Source organism: Streptomyces sp. 7N604 (assembly GCF_052245475.1).
Classification (GTDB): Bacteria; Actinomycetota; Actinomycetes; order Streptomycetales; family Streptomycetaceae; genus Streptomyces.
On the sequence record NZ_JBQQBX010000001.1, the window covers coordinates 403,652 to 419,775 of the forward strand.

General features: G+C 68.5%; 10 protein-coding genes and 1 pseudogene. 4 read left to right on the forward strand and 7 right to left on the reverse strand.

Going from position 1 to position 16,124, the window contains the following annotated elements:
* Window positions 1-251: 251 nt before the first annotated feature.
* A complete protein-coding gene (locus tag ACTWP8_RS01885) occupies window positions 252-1,049 on the reverse strand; it encodes a VOC family protein (RefSeq protein ID WP_443320363.1) in 798 nt (265 codons plus the stop codon).
* A gap of 1,045 nt (window positions 1,050-2,094) precedes the next feature.
* Here ACTWP8_RS01885 and ACTWP8_RS01890 point away from each other — a divergent pair.
* The 3 genes from ACTWP8_RS01890 (at window position 2,095) to ACTWP8_RS01900 (ending at window position 6,262) form a co-directional block, all read left to right on the forward strand.
* Entirely contained in the window at window positions 2,095-3,222 is a 1,128-nt protein-coding gene (locus ACTWP8_RS01890; RefSeq protein WP_443320364.1) for an alkaline phosphatase PhoX, read from the forward strand.
* Between the two features lie 308 nt (window positions 3,223-3,530).
* Window positions 3,531-4,193, forward strand: a complete 663-nt coding sequence (locus tag ACTWP8_RS01895) for an HNH endonuclease family protein (protein ID WP_443320365.1) — start codon at window positions 3,531-3,533, stop codon at window positions 4,191-4,193.
* Window positions 4,194-4,951: 758 nt separating this feature from the next.
* Window positions 4,952-6,262 (forward strand): phytase, encoded by a 1,311-nt coding sequence (locus ACTWP8_RS01900; protein WP_443320366.1) that lies wholly within the window; start codon window positions 4,952-4,954, stop codon window positions 6,260-6,262.
* Between the two features lie 515 nt (window positions 6,263-6,777).
* Here ACTWP8_RS01900 and ACTWP8_RS01905 read toward each other — a convergent pair.
* The 6 genes and pseudogenes from ACTWP8_RS01905 to ACTWP8_RS01930 all read right to left on the reverse strand — a co-directional run bounded on the left by ACTWP8_RS01905 (window position 6,778) and on the right by ACTWP8_RS01930 (window position 13,579).
* Window positions 6,778-7,461 carry a response regulator transcription factor gene (locus tag ACTWP8_RS01905; protein WP_443320367.1) on the reverse strand — a complete coding sequence of 228 codons (684 nt, stop codon included), beginning with the start codon at window positions 7,459-7,461 and terminating at the stop codon, window positions 6,778-6,780.
* A 23-nt stretch (window positions 7,462-7,484) separates the two neighbouring features.
* Window positions 7,485-8,942 (reverse strand): annotated as a pseudogene (locus ACTWP8_RS01910) (sensor histidine kinase); the annotation flags it as partial.
* On the reverse strand, window positions 8,917-9,387 hold the full coding sequence (locus ACTWP8_RS01915) for a hypothetical protein (protein WP_443320368.1): 471 nt from the start codon (window positions 9,385-9,387) through the stop codon (window positions 8,917-8,919). The pseudogene ACTWP8_RS01910 and the gene ACTWP8_RS01915, both read right to left, overlap by 26 nt.
* The gene (locus ACTWP8_RS01920; protein WP_443320369.1) at window positions 9,384-11,693 is read right to left on the reverse strand and encodes a SulP family inorganic anion transporter; all 2,310 of its coding nucleotides are present in this window, start codon (window positions 11,691-11,693) and stop codon (window positions 9,384-9,386) included. Before ACTWP8_RS01920 ends, ACTWP8_RS01915 begins: the two co-directional genes overlap by 4 nt.
* A 732-nt stretch (window positions 11,694-12,425) precedes the next feature.
* Complete coding sequence (locus tag ACTWP8_RS01925) at window positions 12,426-13,112, reverse strand: HupE/UreJ family protein (RefSeq protein WP_443320370.1); 687 nt, start codon at window positions 13,110-13,112, stop codon at window positions 12,426-12,428.
* A gap of 185 nt (window positions 13,113-13,297) precedes the next feature.
* The gene (locus tag ACTWP8_RS01930) at window positions 13,298-13,579 is read right to left on the reverse strand and encodes a hypothetical protein (protein WP_443320371.1); all 282 of its coding nucleotides are present in this window, start codon (window positions 13,577-13,579) and stop codon (window positions 13,298-13,300) included.
* A gap of 1,149 nt (window positions 13,580-14,728) precedes the next feature.
* Between ACTWP8_RS01930 and ACTWP8_RS01935 the strand changes: the two genes are divergently transcribed.
* Window positions 14,729-16,054 carry a CBM96 family carbohydrate-binding protein gene (locus ACTWP8_RS01935; protein ID WP_443320372.1) on the forward strand — a complete coding sequence of 442 codons (1,326 nt, stop codon included), beginning with the start codon at window positions 14,729-14,731 and terminating at the stop codon, window positions 16,052-16,054.
* The last annotated feature ends 70 nt before the right edge of the window (window positions 16,055-16,124 follow it).

A 16,124-nucleotide genomic window follows, 5' to 3' on the forward strand; every position in this document is an offset into this window, starting at 1 on the left:
TTATCGGAGTATCTCGGTGAAACTCACGAACTGCTCAACGAGCTCCGGGGTCTCGATCCTGAACGTGGCCGCGATGCCGCGCAGTGTGGTGGGAGCTGGCGTGGCACGGTCCGGATTGCGGGCGCAGACATGACCGCCGGGTACCGCGGGGTGGGGAGGGGGAGCACGGCCGAAACTGGACCGGTGGTGCGGGCCCGCTGGGGCCGGGCCGTCAGATCGGCGCCGGCCCCAGGTCTCGGGGCCTCCGGGGATCAGCTCTGGGTCGGGGTGAGCACGACGAAGTCCGCGTTCGACGGGTCGAGGCAGACGGCCAGCCGCCCCACGCCCTCCGCGTCCTCCGGCCCCATCTGCACGCTGCCGCCGTTCTCGGTTACCTTCGCGACCGCGGCGTCGCAGTCGGCGACGGCGAAGACCGGGTGCCAGTACGGCCGACCGCCCGCCAGGGCGAGGTCCTCCTTGGGCAGCTCCATGAGGCCGCCGTGCATGCGCTCCTCGGGGAGGCCCGATGGGGTGATGAGGGTGTAGGTGCCACCGCCGCCCGGCAGCTCCGTGTCCTGGAACTGCCAGCCGAAGAGGCCGCCGTAGAACTCCCTCGCGGCGGCCGCGTCGCTCGTGTAGAGCTCGGTCCAGGACAGCGAGCCCGGCTCGTCCACCATGTCGACGCCCTTGTTCTTGCCCGGCTGCCAGACGGCGAACTGGCCGCCTAGCGGGTCGCTGTACTGTGCCATCCGGCCCCAGTCGTCGAGGTCCATCGGCGGCACCCGCACCGTGCCGCCCGCGCGCTCCACGGCCTGGGTCGTGGCGTCCGCGTCGGCGGTGCAGTAGTAGATCATCCAGGCCGGGCGGGCCCCCTCCTCGGTGAGCTTGCCGAGTCCGGCGACGATTTTGCCGTCCTTCCGGAACATCCCGCCTTCCATGTCCTCTCCCTCCCCCATGGACTCGTACTCCCACCCCAACACCGCGCCGTAGAAGGCCGCAGCGGCCCGGACGTCGGGCGCGCCGAGGTCGAGCCAACAGGGGGAGCCGGGGACGAACTCAGTGGTGATCATCGTTTCCCTTTCGCAGATCCTGTGTGTACTCAGCGTGACACCGGCCACTGACACTCGCCCGTCGGCCGCTCCACGGCTGGGCCGGGCAGCGGAAGGGACGGGCGAGGCAGCGTCGGCGGTCACTTCTCGTAGGCGTCGACCAGGCGCTGGATGTGGAGGTGTGGTGCTCGGCCGCCTCTTCGGCCTGTTTGTCGAACCACAGGAACGTCGTGATCTTCTGCATGAGGCTGCTCTCCTCGCTGCCAGGGGTCGCTGGCCGACGTCACTTAGACCGGCGCGGCCGCCGAAACTCATCGGTGGGTCCCCACACAGACGAAGCTGCAGGACACGGGGGGGCCTGCACCTTGTGGTTTGTTGCCGTCCGGGGTCGAAGCAAGTCGACATGCCCTGCGAGGGCCGCAAGATCGTGAGAGCGTCCCATGGATCACGTGCCTGATTGCGACGACCGCGGGCCCTACACAATGAAACGTCAGGTTAGGCCGTCAATTCGCACAGCCGGCGAACCTTCGCCTCACCACCAGGCGCAACCGCCGACAAGAACCCGCGCGTGACCTCCCGCGCCCCCTCGGCCATCTGCGGGCCAGCCCCATACAGGGGCTCAGAGTCTTCCCCCGGTAAACACCCCACCGCTTCGTCCGGCGCCTAGGTACTTCCGACACCTGTCCGACTGCCCCGAAAACATCGCACCATCCCCGACCCTCAAATGCGGCCGTGCGGGATGACGAAAACCCCTCGATGGCGGCGCAGAAGCAGTCCGAGTTCAGGCTGCCGTGTCGGTGAGCGGAAATCGTCAACGACCGTCGGTCGAGGGCTGCTCGGCTTGCCTTCCCGAACGACGGGTGTCCATCAGATGTCCCGGGATTCTCTGCTCGTTCATTTGGTGGCGCGCATGACCGTTTCTGCGCGGTATCTACTCACCGGTTAGCCGGAAGGAGTTCGTTCAAGGGAGCCTTACCGTGCCCTCATAAGCGGCTCTATGGTTCCAGTGACCAGTCGGCGGCGCTCAACTAGTCATCATTCGCCCTTCTTTGATGAAGGAGTAGATGTGGAACGCCGTAGTCTTCTTCGTGCCGCCGTCATCGGCGCCGGCGCGGCAGCCTTCTCCGGTTCCCTGTGGCGGCAGGCGGCCGCTTACCCCGCTCTCCCTGGCCCCAGCCCGTATGGGGCTCTGCAGGCGGCAGACGCCAACGGGATCATGCTCCCGTCAGGCTTCACCAGCCGCCTGATCGCCCGCTCCGGGCAGAAAGTGGCCGGCACCAACTACACCTGGCACGGCGCCCCCGACGGGGGCGAGTGCTTCGCCGACGGCTCGGGCTGGATCTACGTCTCCAACGCCGAGCTCAGCAGCGGCGCCGGCGGTGCCGGCGCCATTAAGTTCAACAGCAGCGCTCAGATCACCGGCGCGTACAGCATCCTGTCCGGCACCAACCGCAACTGCGCCGGCGGCTCCACCCCGTGGAACACCTGGCTGTCCTGCGAAGAGGTCCCCACCGGCTACGTCTACGAGACCGACCCGTGGGGCGTGAACCCCGCTGTCCGGCGGCCCGCCATGGGCCGGTTCAACCACGAGGCCGCCGCCTCCGACCCGGTCCGCAAGGTCATCTACCTGACCGAGGACGCCTCCGACGGCTGCTTCTACCGGTTCGTGCCCACCACCTGGGGCAACCTGTCCTCCGGCACCCTGCAGGTGCTCAAGGAGGTCTCCGGCGTACTGTCCTGGGCCAACGTGCCCGACCCGGACGGCAGCCCCACCCCCACCCGCGACCAGGTCTCGGGAGCCAAGATCTTCAACGGCGGCGAGGGCTGCTGGTACCGCAACGACATCTGCTACTTCACCACCAAGGGCGACAACCGCGTCTGGGCCTACCACGCCGCCAACAACACCATCGCGATCGTCTACGACGACAACGTTCCAGGCGCCCCGCTGACCGGCGTGGACAACATCACCGCATCCGCCGCCGTCGGCGACCTCTACGTGGCCGAGGACGGCGGCAACATGGAGATCTGCATCATCACCCCGGACGACATCATCGCTCCGTTCCTGCGGGTCCTCAACCAGTCCTCCTCGGAGATCACCGGACCGGCGTTCAACCCCGCCGGCAACCGGCTGTACTTCTCCTCGCAGGACTTCGGCACCTACGAGGTCACCGGCCCCTTCCGCACCTCCCTGTGACCCATCGGAAACCACCCGGCTCCCTGTGACCGGGGTGGCGCGGGCCACGCCTCACTCCACCCCCCCCCCCCCCCCTTTTCCCCCCCCCCACCCCCAGCCCGGTCACAAGGCGACGCAACCCCACGCCGACGCCGTATTTCACCCAGCCGGACCCCCACCGGTTCCCCCGGGATCCTTCCTGTCGACGCCATCAAGGCTCCTGATGCCCGCCTCCGAGCACCTGAGGCGAACAGGCCCCCTGTGGTGGCCCGGCCCCCCTGCGCCGGGGCCACCACAGGATCCACCCATCCCTGTCCCGAGGAGGATCTGTGTCCCGTTCCCATGCCCTGTCGCGGCGCCGCTGGTTCGGCCTGACCGGTGCGACACTGGCTGCCGTCGCGCTGTCGACGACGACGCTGACGGCCCCGGCGTACGCGACCCCGCCCAACATCCCCAGCAAGGCCACCGCACAGTCCGAGCTCAACGCCCTGACCGTCGCGGCCGAGGGCAGCATGACCGGCTACTCCCGGGACTTGTTCCCGCACTGGATCACCATCTCCGGCACCTGCAACACCCGGGAACAGGTGCTCAAGCGCGACGGGACGAACGTGGTCGTCGGCAGCGACTGCTACCCGGACTCGGGCAGCTGGTACAGCCCGTATGACGGCATTACCGAGCACGCCGCATCCGACATCGACATCGACCACGTGGTCCCCCTCGCCGAAGCCTGGCGCTCCGGAGCCAGCTCATGGACGACCAGCAAGCGCCAGGACTTCGCCAACGACATGGCCTACCCGCAGCTGATCGCGGTCACCGACAACGTCAACCAGTCCAAGGGCGACCAGGACCCCTCCACCTGGAAGCCGCCCGTTTCCTCCTACCACTGCACGTACTCCAAGATGTGGATACGGTCCAAGTACCACTGGGGTCTGAAACTCCAGTCCAGCGAGAAATCGGCACTGCAGAGCATGCTCAACACCTGCTCGTCATGACCGCGTTCACGTCCGCCTGACACCGTGCCCGGCTGGTCACCCCTCGTGACCAGCCGGGCCGGTACGTGGAGCACTCCTGGCCTATATCCCTTGAGAGAGCAGGGAGTTCATGCCAAGCCTCGTCCCTCCTCCTGGGCTGCCTTCTCCTTCGTCTCCGTTTCCGTTTCCGTCTCCGTTTCCTGTGACGTGAGCTCCTCCTGATCTTGGCAGTGCCCGCACGGGCCAGGGGCCAGGACCTGCACCGGGACCTCCAGGAGGCCCAGTCGTTCATGCACGCTCGGGGCGACGTGTGCCGGGATGCCCACGCCATCACACGGAGGCTCAAGTCCCCTACTGCTCCTCACTCTTACTCAAGGGTGCGCCTGCGGCGCGCCGACCGGGCATGCGGCGTGCCCGCCGGTCCCGCCCGGGTGTACCGGAGCCATGACAGCAACCCTCTCCTCATGCCACGGCTGGATTCTGTTCGGCGGATCATGTCCGAAGCCATAGCCGGGTGGAACTTCAGCACCCTGAATCAACCGCCAATAGCTGCGAATTGCAGGCGCCGGACCAATTTCCCGTCGATGAGTTGGGACTTCATGAAATGAATCCTCATCAGGTGTGCTCCAGTTCATCATCATTGAGGCATTACCCGTCACCGGACAGCGGCAAGACCTTCACCTTCGGTGCTGAGAATCATCGGCGGCCCGACGCAGAGACTAAAAGGCGAACCACCGGGCCTCGTCCATACGCTCTCTCCCACCTCCTTGGAGACGCTTATGCGTACATTGCACGGGACACAGATGGCCGCGATCATCGCGACCCTGGCTGCCGTGGCAGTCCTGCCCACGTCGGCCCAGGCCGACGACGACGAGGGGCTCCCGGGGGTGGCGGCCACCACGGAGACCCCGGCCCTGTACGGCGACGACGCCGGCGGCAACGCCGACGCCGACGACCCGGCGATCTGGCGCAACGCCGCCAACCCGGGCGCCAGCTTGGTGATCGGCACCGCCAAGGAAGGCGGCCTGCGGGTGTACGACCTGGCCGGGAGCGAGGTGCAGTCGATACCGGCGCCGCCCGCCCCTACCCCCGATGACAAACCGGGCCGCTTCAACAACGTGGACCTGGTCTCCGGATTTCCCCTGCCGACCGGCCGCGCCGACGTCGCCGTCGCCACCGACCGCGGCCGGGACCACCTGCGCATCTACCGCATCGACCCCAGCGCTGCCCAGCCGCTGAAAGACATCACCGCCCCGGATGCCCCGCTGGTCTTCTCCAAGACCCAGGAGGAGGTCAACCAGCAGACCACCCCCTACGGCCTGGCCACCTGGACGGACAAGGCCACCGGCCGCTCCTACGCCGTGGCCAGCCAGCGCAGCCGCACCCGCCTGGCCCTGCTGGAACTGAAAGCCACCTCCACCGGCACGGTCACCTACCAGCAGGTACGCACCTACGACCTGCCGTCCTCCTTCACCCTTCCCAACGGCCGGTCCTGGACCCCCTGCCTCGACCCCGGTGACCTCCCGCAGGTCGAGGGCATGGTCGTGGACCCGGCGAACAACGTCCTCTACGCCGGCCAGGAGGACGTCGGCATCTGGCGGATGCCCGCCACCCTCGGCAGCAGGCCCAAGCTGATCGACAAGGCGCGGGAGTACGGCGTCCCCGCGACGTACGACGAAGCGACCGAGGAGTGCACCCCGGGCACGGACCCCGGCTACGGGGGTACGCACCTGTCCGCCGACGTCGAAGGCCTGACCATCCTTGACCAGGGCTCCGGCTCCGGCTACCTGCTCGCCTCCAGCCAGGGCGACAACACCTTCGCGGCGTACGACCGCGAGGTGGACGAGGGCAACGCCTACGAGAGCGGCTTCCGGATCACCGCCGGCACAGTCGACGGCTCCGAGGAGTGCGACGGCGCGGCCGTGCTGAACGCCCCGCTGGGCTCCCGCTACCCGAACGGTCTGCTGGTGGTCCAGGACGGGCACAACACCCCGGACGAGACAGGCGCGGACGGGGAGCCCCGGGACAACACGAACTTCAAGTTCGTCGATCTGGTCAAGCTCACCAACGCAATGGACGGGGACGGCTGACCCACTACTCCGGTACCGAGACGGCCCACGCCCGGCCGGAGCACCCATTGACCACCGCGCCCGCCTCCGCCACCACGGCGGAGGCGGGCGCGCGCCTGCGGAGAACTGCCGGACTGACTGCCGCGGGTGGGCTCGCCTGCGACACCCCGCCGTGGGAAGACCTGGGCGAGCCACCCCTGGGGTGTCCCAGCTCCCGTCGGCGCTTGACGGCGGCAGGCCTGGGTTCGGTGACCAGTCAGTGAGCGGTTTCCGACCTCCCCCTGTCGAACGTCCCTGGTGTCCAGTCGGTGAGCCTTTTCTCATCTCACTTGATGTTGTGGGGTGGAAGCTTGTTTTGGTGGGTGCTGACCGATCTGGGCGAGCGCGACGGTCATGGAGCTATCGGTACCGGCGGTTTCCGGAGCAACTGGAGAACCTTCAGCAGGCCAGTCATGCGGGCCGGGCGAAGAGTAGGGGGTCGTCATCCAACGCTCCATGCGGTCGTGCACAGCCGTTGCCTGCCCAACGTGCCCGGTTCAGGTCGCGTCCGGCATCTCCAGCCGGTAGCCGCGGCCGCGGACGGTGGTGATGCGGGCGGTGCCGAGTTTGCGGCGGAGGTAGCGCACGTACACGTCGACAACGTTGGAGGCCTCGTCGGCGTCGTATCCCCACACCGTGGAGAGCAACTGTTCACGGGGCAGCACGCGTCCGGCGCCCCGCATCATGACTTCCAGGAGCGCGAACTCCCGCGGACTGAGGTCGACGATCCGACCGTCCACGCGAGCTTGGCGGGTGCGGCTGTCGAGGACCACACCGGCGCGGCACAGCGCCGAGCCGTCGCCGTCCTGCAGTCGCAGGCGGACTCGCGCGAGCAATTCCTCGAACCTGAACGGTTTCGCCATGTAGTCGTTCGCGCCCCCTTCGAGGCCCTTGACCGTGTCGACCACACCATTGCGAGCGGTGAGGATGATCACCGGCAGTGGGCAGGACACCGCGCGGAGCCGGGAGAGCACCGTGAACCCGTCCTCGTCCGGCAGGCCGAGATCGAGGATGAGGAGGTCGAATTTCCCGGACATCGCCCCCCGTCGGGCGCCTGCCCCGGTGGTGACGACGGTGGTGAGGAAGCCATGGGAGCGGAGCCCCTTTTCCACAAAGGACGCGATATGGGCTTCGTCTTCGGCGATGAGGACGTGGGCCGAGGGGATGTCTGCTGGTCGCATGGCACCTGGTGATGAGGGATCTCGAGGGTGAAGGTGGCCCCGTGACCGGGAGGGTTGTCCAACCTGACGTGGCCGTGGTGTGCCTCGGCGATGGCTTTGACGATCGCCAGACCGAGGCCCGCGCCACCGGATCCATGCGCCCGGCCGCCGCGCGCGAATCGGTCGAAGATACGGTTCTGCTCGGCCGGGGGCACGCCGGGGCCGCTGTCCCGGACCCACAGTTCGGCGACACCGTCGCGTACTCGGCCGCCGATCCAGATGCGCGCGTGCTTCTCCGTATGCTGGGCCGCGTTCTGCGCGAGCTGGATCAGCGCCTGAGTCAGCAGCTGGCGGTCGCCGCGGAGCACCCACGGGGGCGTGTCGTCGGCGAGTTCGAGCATCCATCGGCGCGGGGCCAGCGCCGACGCCTTGACGTACACCTCCTCGATCAGCTCCGGCAGGACGATGTCCCCGGCGTGCAGGGAGTCAGGGCGACGCGCCTGGGCGAGCATCAGCAGCTCCTCCACGATGCGGTTCATCCTGTGCAGCTCGTCGACGGCCACGTCGACAGCTCTTTCGCGGGCGACCGGGTCGTCGTCAAGGAGCTCCAGATGGCCGAGGACGATCGTGATGGGGGTGCGCAGCTCGTGACCGGTGTCGTCGATGAACTGCCGCTGCGTGGCGAACGACTCCTCGAGCCGGTCCAGCATGGCGTTGAAGGTCGTCGCCATCTGGGATATCTCGTCGTGGTCGTGGACGGGGATGCGTGCGGTGAGGTCGGATTCGCTGATCGAGCGAGCGGTGTCCCGGAGCAGCAGGAGCGGGGCGATCAGGCCGCCGGCGAAGACCCAGCCCACTCCGGCAGCCAGGAACAGCGCGCTGAGGCCGAGGAGCACCTCCATGCGGATGGTGTCGCTGATGTCGGCGCGCTCGCGGTCGGTGAACGTGGCGACGACGATGACGCCTTGAGCCCGTTCCCCTTCGACCGTGACGGGTACGGTCACGTACCGGACGTGCCCGGCCGGAGTGGTGGCATCGCCATAGGTCGGCCGATCGGCGGCCGCTAACGTGGCCACCAGGGCGGGGTCGGTGTCCAGCCGGGCCGGTGGCTCGATGGCCGTACGCCGGAAGGGGGCCCCGTCGACGAGGGTCAGCAGGGTCTGGTGCTGATCGGGAACCTGGTTCCGCAGGGCGGATACGAACAGCTCGCGGACTCCGGACCGCGGATGGTCCACCCTTGGGCGGTGGCCGTTCACGAAGGCCCGGAACTCGCGGATCTCATGGGCGAGTTCCGCATCGACACGCTCGTTCAGGCGTGCTGAGAGGATGAAGCTCTCGGCGAGAGTGATGAGGCTGAGGGTCAGGCCGACCAGCAGCAGCATCCGCCACAGCAGGCGCAGCCGGATCGAGCGGAATCTACGGCGCCGGAAAGGGCGCGCGCCCGCCCCCGCCAGTACGTGCTGCGGTTGCGGATCATCAGCCGTCGTCACCGCCGTCGTCATCTCCGTCCCTCCCGTCGTCGCCGCGTGCACTGCCGTAGCTGGGGCTGCCGGTCGGTGCCGGGGTTGCCGTATGACTGCTGGTGGCCGGGAGAGGCGCGGGCGGCGGCACCGGTTCCGCCTCGAGCGAGGAACGGCTCTGCGGCGTGGCCGGCAGCCGGGTCGGGGGCGGCTCGGGCACGCGTGAGACATCCCCCGAGGGTCCGGTGGCGGTCGGCGGCTCAGCCTGGCGGGGCCGGCCGGGCGGCGGGGAGGACGTCTCCCGCCAGGAGCCGTCCTCGTACGGCCGCGCCGACGGTCCTGCGGTCGGCGCTCGGGGCGTGCGCTCGACCAGCACAGGGTCACCGAGTTGCGGGGGCGGCGCCCGGTGGGCGCTGGCCACCGGCACCGCGGTGAGCAGTGCCAGGGCGAGCGCGGCGGCGGCCGTACGAAGGCGGCTGGGGCTCATGCAGGCACGTCCTCCCGGGAGCGGTCACTGTCTGCCCCGGCAGAGACTTCCCTGGCTCCGACGGGGGCGAAGGTGCCGGTGGCCGGGTCCAGCAGGTGCATTTCCGCCGCAGCGATGTCGAAGAACATTCCGGTCAGGTGCAGCGTCCCTGCTTCGACGCGCTCGCTGACCCCGGGGTGAGCGAGCAGGTTGTCCAGCTGCTGGATGACGTTGAGCCTCCCCAGCTGGTCCTGCTCCGAGCCGGCCGCCTCTTGCGTCTCGGAGTCGACGCGGTACCGGGCCCTCGTGTGGGCGCCGTGCGTCAGCCAGGCGTCCAGCGGGCGGGCGGCTTCCCCCGCGCCGTCGAGCAGCGCCCCCATGGCGCCGCAGCCCGAGTGGCCGCATACGGTGATCGTGCTCACGCCGAGGACTTCGGTGGCGTACTCGATGGCGGCAGCCACGGACACGTCGGCGTTCCCGAACGCGCCGCCCTCCCCGGGACGCGGAACGAGATTTCCCACATTGCGCACGGTGAAAAGATCACCGGGACCACTCGCCGTCATCAGATGCGGTACCAGGCGGGAGTCGGAACAGGTGATGAACAGTTGGGAAGGCGACTGACCCTGCTCCGCGAGCTCAGCGAGGACGGGCTGCACCAAAGGGGCCGTGACGCGCTGGAACTCGCTGACCCCGTGCAGCAGATGGGCCTTCGGCGCCACCTCGGGCCGCCGATGCGTCCAGGGGAAGATCCAGGAGGCCTGTGTCGTGGGGGACTTGCGTCCGGCCGGGGTGCCGGATACCGCATTCTCGTACCAGCTCTCGTGCACCTCGTCGATGTCCACCCGGCCGCCGAGCCGCTCATGCGTGACGCGCCAGTTGTGCAGCGCCTCGAACGCGGCGTGGTCCAAGTAGTCCACCTTCAGGTCGACGTCGACCCGCGCGCCCGTCGGCACCTGCGCCAGAGTCCGGTTCAGCCGGGGGACGGCGGTGAAGGTCAGAGAACCCTCGACCACCACGTGCCAGAAGCTGCCCATGTGCTCGGTACGGATCTTGGTGTGAGTCAGCCGGTAGAGCGCCTGCAGCATGGCGACGCCGATGCCCAGCGCCACGCCCTCCAGCAAGTTCAGCTCCACCACGCCGAACGCGGTAACGACGTAGATCGCCAGTTCCCGGTGGCGCCGGAGCTCTCGTATCTCCCCGGGTTTGACCATCCGTACGCCCAGCACGACCAGCAGCGCGGCCAGCGCGGCGAGCGGAATCTGCTCGACCAGCCCGCCGGCCAGTACGACGAAGACGATGACCCATACGCCGTGGAGGATGGTGGAGGCACGGGAGCGTGCACCAGCCGCGACGTTGGTGGAACTGCGCACGATCACACCGGTGACGGGCAGACCACCCAGGAGGCCGGATGCCGAGTTCGCCAGGCCCTGGCCCACCAACTCGCGATTGAGATCGGCGCGCGGGCCGTCGTGCATCCGATCCACCGCGACTGCGGACAGCAGGGACTCGATGCTCGCGATCACCGCCAGGGTCAGGGCGGCCAGGGCGATGGCGCTCCAACTGCCGCTGGGCATCGCGGGGGCCAGGCCCAGGTCCAGGACGTTCGAGGGCAGGTCCACCCGTACGGCGTCCAGGCCCAGCGCGGCCGCCGCCGCGGTGGCCAGCACGATCCCCACCAGAGCGGCAGGCACCGCGCGGACCTTCGGCAGCTTTGGCCACACCAGTAGGACGGCGATCACGATGACGCCGGCCACGGCGGCCGCCGGGTTCGCGTGCAGTACCTGGTCGGGAAGGGCGACCAGGTTCTCGGTGGCGGAACTGCTCGACTTTCCGCCGAGCACGACATGGATCTGAGCCAGGGCGATGGTGATGCCGATACCGGCCAGCATGCCGTGCACGATGGCGGGCGAGATGGCCAGTGCCGCGCGGGCCACGCCGAGGCAGCCGAGGGCGATCTGGACGAGGCCGGCGGCCACGGTGATGGCGCAGGTCGCCGCCCATCCGTACTCGTTCACCAAGCCTGCGACGACCACGGTCAGCCCGGCCGCGGGCCCGCTGGCCTGGAGCGCGGAGCCACCGGTGGCCCCGGCGACGATGCCGCCGACCGCGGCGGCGACCAGGCCCGCGGTGATCGGGGCGCCGGAAGCCAGGGCGATCCCGAGCGACAGCGGGATCGCGACCAGGAAGACGACGACGGAGGCGGGCAGGTCGTGACGGAGACTGCGAAGACCGCCCCACTTCGGTGATCGGGGATATCGGAGCCTGTTCAGACTCCGGTCGTCTGGATGGTTCTCAGAGGCAGTGGCACGTGAGGTGTGTGACGGCATGGGTGCGTCCTCCACTCAGGTATGCGGGATGCGGACAGACAACACCCAGGCAACCGAGGCGCGTTGAACCATCCCGGCCGAAGGACGGGCCGCGCATTTGCCATCTGTTGATCAGTTCATGAAGTTCCCATGAGGAGACTCTCATGGACGCGCGGTTCAACGGCGCCCGTCACCCCGGGTGAACGTCACCCTGCTCTGGGCAGGGTGGGCACAGTCATCGGCCGGGCCGCCGCGACTGGGACCAACCGGCTCGTGATGGCGCACCGTATCGCTGCGGTGGACTGGCTACGGTCTCGCGGGCTGGGGTCACCGAACGGCACGGCTCCGCCGATCCCAAGGCCCTGCCCTACCAGCTAAGACGGTGTCCTATGCTGACCGCCTTCGCCGCGCCGAAGAGGCACGTCAGCGCCGGAACGGTAGACCGTCAGCCGCCCTGCCTGCTGGATGCCGCCCACCAGCGGCTCGGCGGCCCCGTTTGGGGCGTCATCCAGGCGTCGGATCTCTATCGCATGCCATGCACCTGAAAAGGTCGCTGGCCAACCTCACCAAATATGGTCATCGAAGCAACAACGGCGGCGACCGCCTGCCTGCGCTGCTGGAGCAAGTCGATCCGACAGTGAACCGGCGAATCGTTCACGCGACGCGCGGCAAGCGGGCACGGGCGGCTCCGGCCGCGCAGCTATAAGAGCAGGCCCGAATACACCATGGGCTGGCGCGGCGGAGGCGAGAGGGCTACGCGGCGCCGCCCGGCGCCAGCAGGCGCTCGACGAGCCAGACCAGGCCGATGACGCCGACAACGACGGTCGCGCCGGTGTGGGCGACGGTCGACCAGGAGTACCGGCGGCGCGTCAGCAGGAGCAGCGGGAACACCAGCAGAACAATCGCGAGCTGTCCCAGCTCGGTACCGAGGTTGAAGCTCAACAGCGAGACGAGCAACCGGCCACCGATGTCCTCGGTGAAGCTCAGCGCCCCGGCGAAGCCCAGCCCGTGTAGCAGGCCGAATCCGAACACGACGAGGGCGCGGTGCCGCGACTCTCCACGTGCGATGTTCTCCACCGCGATGTACACAATGGACAGTGCGATCAGCGGTTCGACGATCTCGGCCGGAACCTCGACCCACCCCAGCACGGCCAGGGCGAGCGTAACGCTGTGCGCCACGGTGAAGCTGGTCGCGAGCCGGACAACGCTGCGCCATCCCTGCGCGCCGAGCAGCAGGAGCACCAAGAAGAGCACGTGGTCGATGCCGAGCAGGATGTGTTCCAGCCCCATGGACACGAACCGGCCCATCGACGACAAGAAGCCCGTCTCGCCAGCCCGCGATGCGCCTTGGCCGGTGTCGCTCTGGCCGACCCGCAGTTCACGATGGCCGGCGTCGAAGACGTCGCTCCCGCCGGAACCGCCGAGTTCGTAGTCGACCATGTTGGTGTGGTCGGCGCCGATGGCGTCCGTCTCGGAGAACACCCCGTAGCGCACGGTGAACTCGCCGCTCGCCGAACCTGAACAACGATGGATCAGGAGCAGGCGGGCATAGAGGAACTTCTGTCGTTTCGTGACCCCCGTGTCTTCGAGTTTGGCGGCACAGGGGACGCCGTCGAGGGCGACGGTCAGGCGGTCGGCCAGGTAGGACGCAAGCTGTGCGCGGTGAGACGCGAGAATGCCTCGCGCTCGGCGTCCTTTGCTCCGCGCGCGAGCGTGCCGAGGCCGGCGGCCTTGGTGAGCGTGTCGTAGTCCAGCTCCAGCTGGTAGCGCACCAGTGCCCCGTCCTGGCGGATGGTGGACGTGCCGTCCGTCGTCGGGACATGCGCCGAGGCCACCGAACCCGTCAGCGACACCAGGAGCCCCGCGAGAACCATGACGCCCAGCGCGACCCGAAGCACGCTGAACATTCGGCCGGGGGTACCTCGAAGGCCTGGCGGCGGAGCCCAGATCGTCACGCCGAGGAGCAGAGCACCCCGGGGAGGGAAGCGCGCATCGTGCTCGTTTCCCGGCCACGACGTCCAGTTGAATTCTTAGCGGTCCGCGCCGGGACCGGCCCCAGGTCAGATGGCCTGGTGGCCGCTCACCTCGGCGATGAAGGCCTCAGCGAGTCGGCAAGGACGCTTATGCGGCGATGGACTGGCGGCCGGCCAGCAAGACGCGATCGAGGCGGGGCTGGCGCGTAAACACCTGTCACCTGAGGCGAATCCGTCGCGGATGGCGTGTTCGACCTGACCAGCTCCTGGGTCGAAGGAATTGATCTTCGACGAAATCGTCACCGTCGTTGCAGACGAGTTCAAGCTCACGGATCTGGTGGTCGGCAACCGCGGAATGATCAGCAAAGCACGGATCCAAGCCCGGCATCCGGAGCTTCGGGGGACAAAGCCGCCCACGCAGACCATCAGTGACAGCGGATTCACAACCGGGGACGCCGCCTTCCCTCTGCTCGCCGGCGCGGGCGTCGGCGTGGGCGGAGTCGGCGCCGTGCTCACGCTCGTCGACCTGGCCTCGCCGCTGCGGGTACCCTTCACCGTCTTCTTCCTCATCCGCGCCCACGGTCGCCGTGGCAGCCGTGCTGCCCGGGCTGGATCCTCCCCCAGACTCCGTCTGGGAGGTGCCCCCACCCGGAGCCGTGGCGGCGGTCACCGCCGCGGCTGCCGTGAACGTACTGACGCCCACGCCATGCCGGCCCTGCACCCTCTGCTCGGTACGGGGCGAGGTCCTCGCCATTGGCGGGCTCAGCCTGCTGCTCGCCGCTGACCTGCGTGCGCCGCCGGTTCGGGCGCTCGATGACCACGGGAGCCTGATACATCATCGTTCCGGTCGTGACCGTCGCGGGGGGGCGAGATAGACCTCCGTCGATTGTTCAACCGTCGGTCATCCTGTGACCCATATCTCACCACCGGGCCGTCTGCCGGTGTCCCTACCTTCCGTGAAGCCCCCCACGACGTCAGAGAGCGGAGGGCTTTCGCATGTTCAGAAACAGATCGGCCAGAGCTGGGGCGGCAATCGCAGCTGTCAGCACCATGATCCTCGCAGCCTTCTCACTGTCCACCCCGATGGCTTCGGCAGCCAGCACGACCTTCACCCCGGTCGCCGACACCTACGTGCAGGACTCCACCCCCTCCACCAACTACGGCGCCTCGACCCAGTTCACCGTCGACAACTCTCCGGTGCGCCAGTCGTTCCTGAAGTTCACCGTCAGCAACCTCACCGAGTCGGTGACCAGCGCCAAGCTGCGGATCCACGTCACGTCCAGCGGCAACAGCAGCAACGGCGGCACCTGGAAGTCGATGACCGACACCACCTGGTCGGAGACCGGCGTCACCTGGGACAACAAGCCGGCCATCGACGGCGCGACGCTGGGCACGCTCGGCTCGGTAGCGAACAGCACCTGGTACGAGATCGACGTGACCTCGGCGGTGACCGGCAACGGCACGTTCAGCTTCGGCGGCACCTCCACCAGTTCGAACGGTGCCTACTACAACTCGCGGGAAACCGGCGCGAATGCGCCGCAGCTGGTGATCACCACCGGCAGCGACCCGTCGCCAAGCCCCACGCCCACGACGTCCTCGCCGCCGCCGTCGGGTGACCCGGTGCTGGTCGGCGCCGGCGACATCGCCAACTGCGGCACGGCGGGCGACGAGGCCACCGCCAACCTGCTGGATGGCATTACCGGCACCGTCATGGCCGTCGGCGACACCGCCTACCCGGACGGCAGGGACTCCGACTACACCAACTGCTACCACCCGTCGTGGGGCAGGCATAAGGCCCGCACCCGGCCGGCCACCGGCAACCACGAGTACCACACCACGGGTGCGGCCGGGTACTTCAACTACTACGGCGCTTCGGCGGGCGAACCCGGCAAGGGCTACTACTCCTTCGACCTGGGCAACTGGCATGTCGTCGCGCTCAACTCCAACTGCTCGATCGTGTCCTGCTCGGCCGGCTCGACCCAGGAGCAGTGGCTGCGCAACGACCTGGCCACGAACACCAAGCCGTGCACGGTGGCCTACTGGCACCACCCGCGCTACACCTCCGGCTCCAGCCACGGCCCGAACACCGCGGTCAAGCCGCTCTACCAGGCGCTGTATGACCACAACGCGGAGGTCATCGTGACCGGGCACAACCACAACTACGAGCGGTTCGCCCCGATGGACGCCAACGGCGCTCTGGACACCACCCGCGGGATCCGGCAGTTCGTGGCCGGCATGGGCGGCACCAGCCTGGGCGGCTTCGGCACCATCCAGCCCAACAGCGAGATCCGCAACAGCAGCACCTGGGGCGTGCTGAAGCTGACCTTGCACGCCAACAGCTACGACTGGCAGTTCGTCCCCGAGGCGGGCAAGACCTTCACCGACAGCGGCACCACCGCCTGTCACTGACCGCCACCGAGTGATGGGTGCCCTTCCCAGCCAGGGGAGGGCACCCATCCCGCTGGTTGTGCTCCATCAG

Coding starts and splice junctions, on each gene's coding strand:
- ACTWP8_RS01885 (WP_443320363.1), bottom strand. CDS start 1,049: ATGATCACCACTGAGTTCGTCCCCGGCTCCCCCTGTTGGCTCGACCTC.
- ACTWP8_RS01900 (WP_443320366.1), top strand. CDS start 4,952: ATGCGTACATTGCACGGGACACAGATGGCCGCGATCATCGCGACCCTG.
- ACTWP8_RS01905 (WP_443320367.1), bottom strand. CDS start 7,461: ATGCGACCAGCAGACATCCCCTCGGCCCACGTCCTCATCGCCGAAGAC.
- ACTWP8_RS01915 (WP_443320368.1), bottom strand. CDS start 9,387: ATGAGCCCCAGCCGCCTTCGTACGGCCGCCGCCGCGCTCGCCCTGGCA.
- ACTWP8_RS01920 (WP_443320369.1), bottom strand. CDS start 11,693: ATGCCGTCACACACCTCACGTGCCACTGCCTCTGAGAACCATCCAGAC.
- ACTWP8_RS01925 (WP_443320370.1), bottom strand. CDS start 13,112: ATGGTCGACTACGAACTCGGCGGTTCCGGCGGGAGCGACGTCTTCGAC.
- ACTWP8_RS01930 (WP_443320371.1), bottom strand. CDS start 13,579: ATGTTCAGCGTGCTTCGGGTCGCGCTGGGCGTCATGGTTCTCGCGGGG.
- ACTWP8_RS01935 (WP_443320372.1), top strand. CDS start 14,729: ATGGCTTCGGCAGCCAGCACGACCTTCACCCCGGTCGCCGACACCTAC.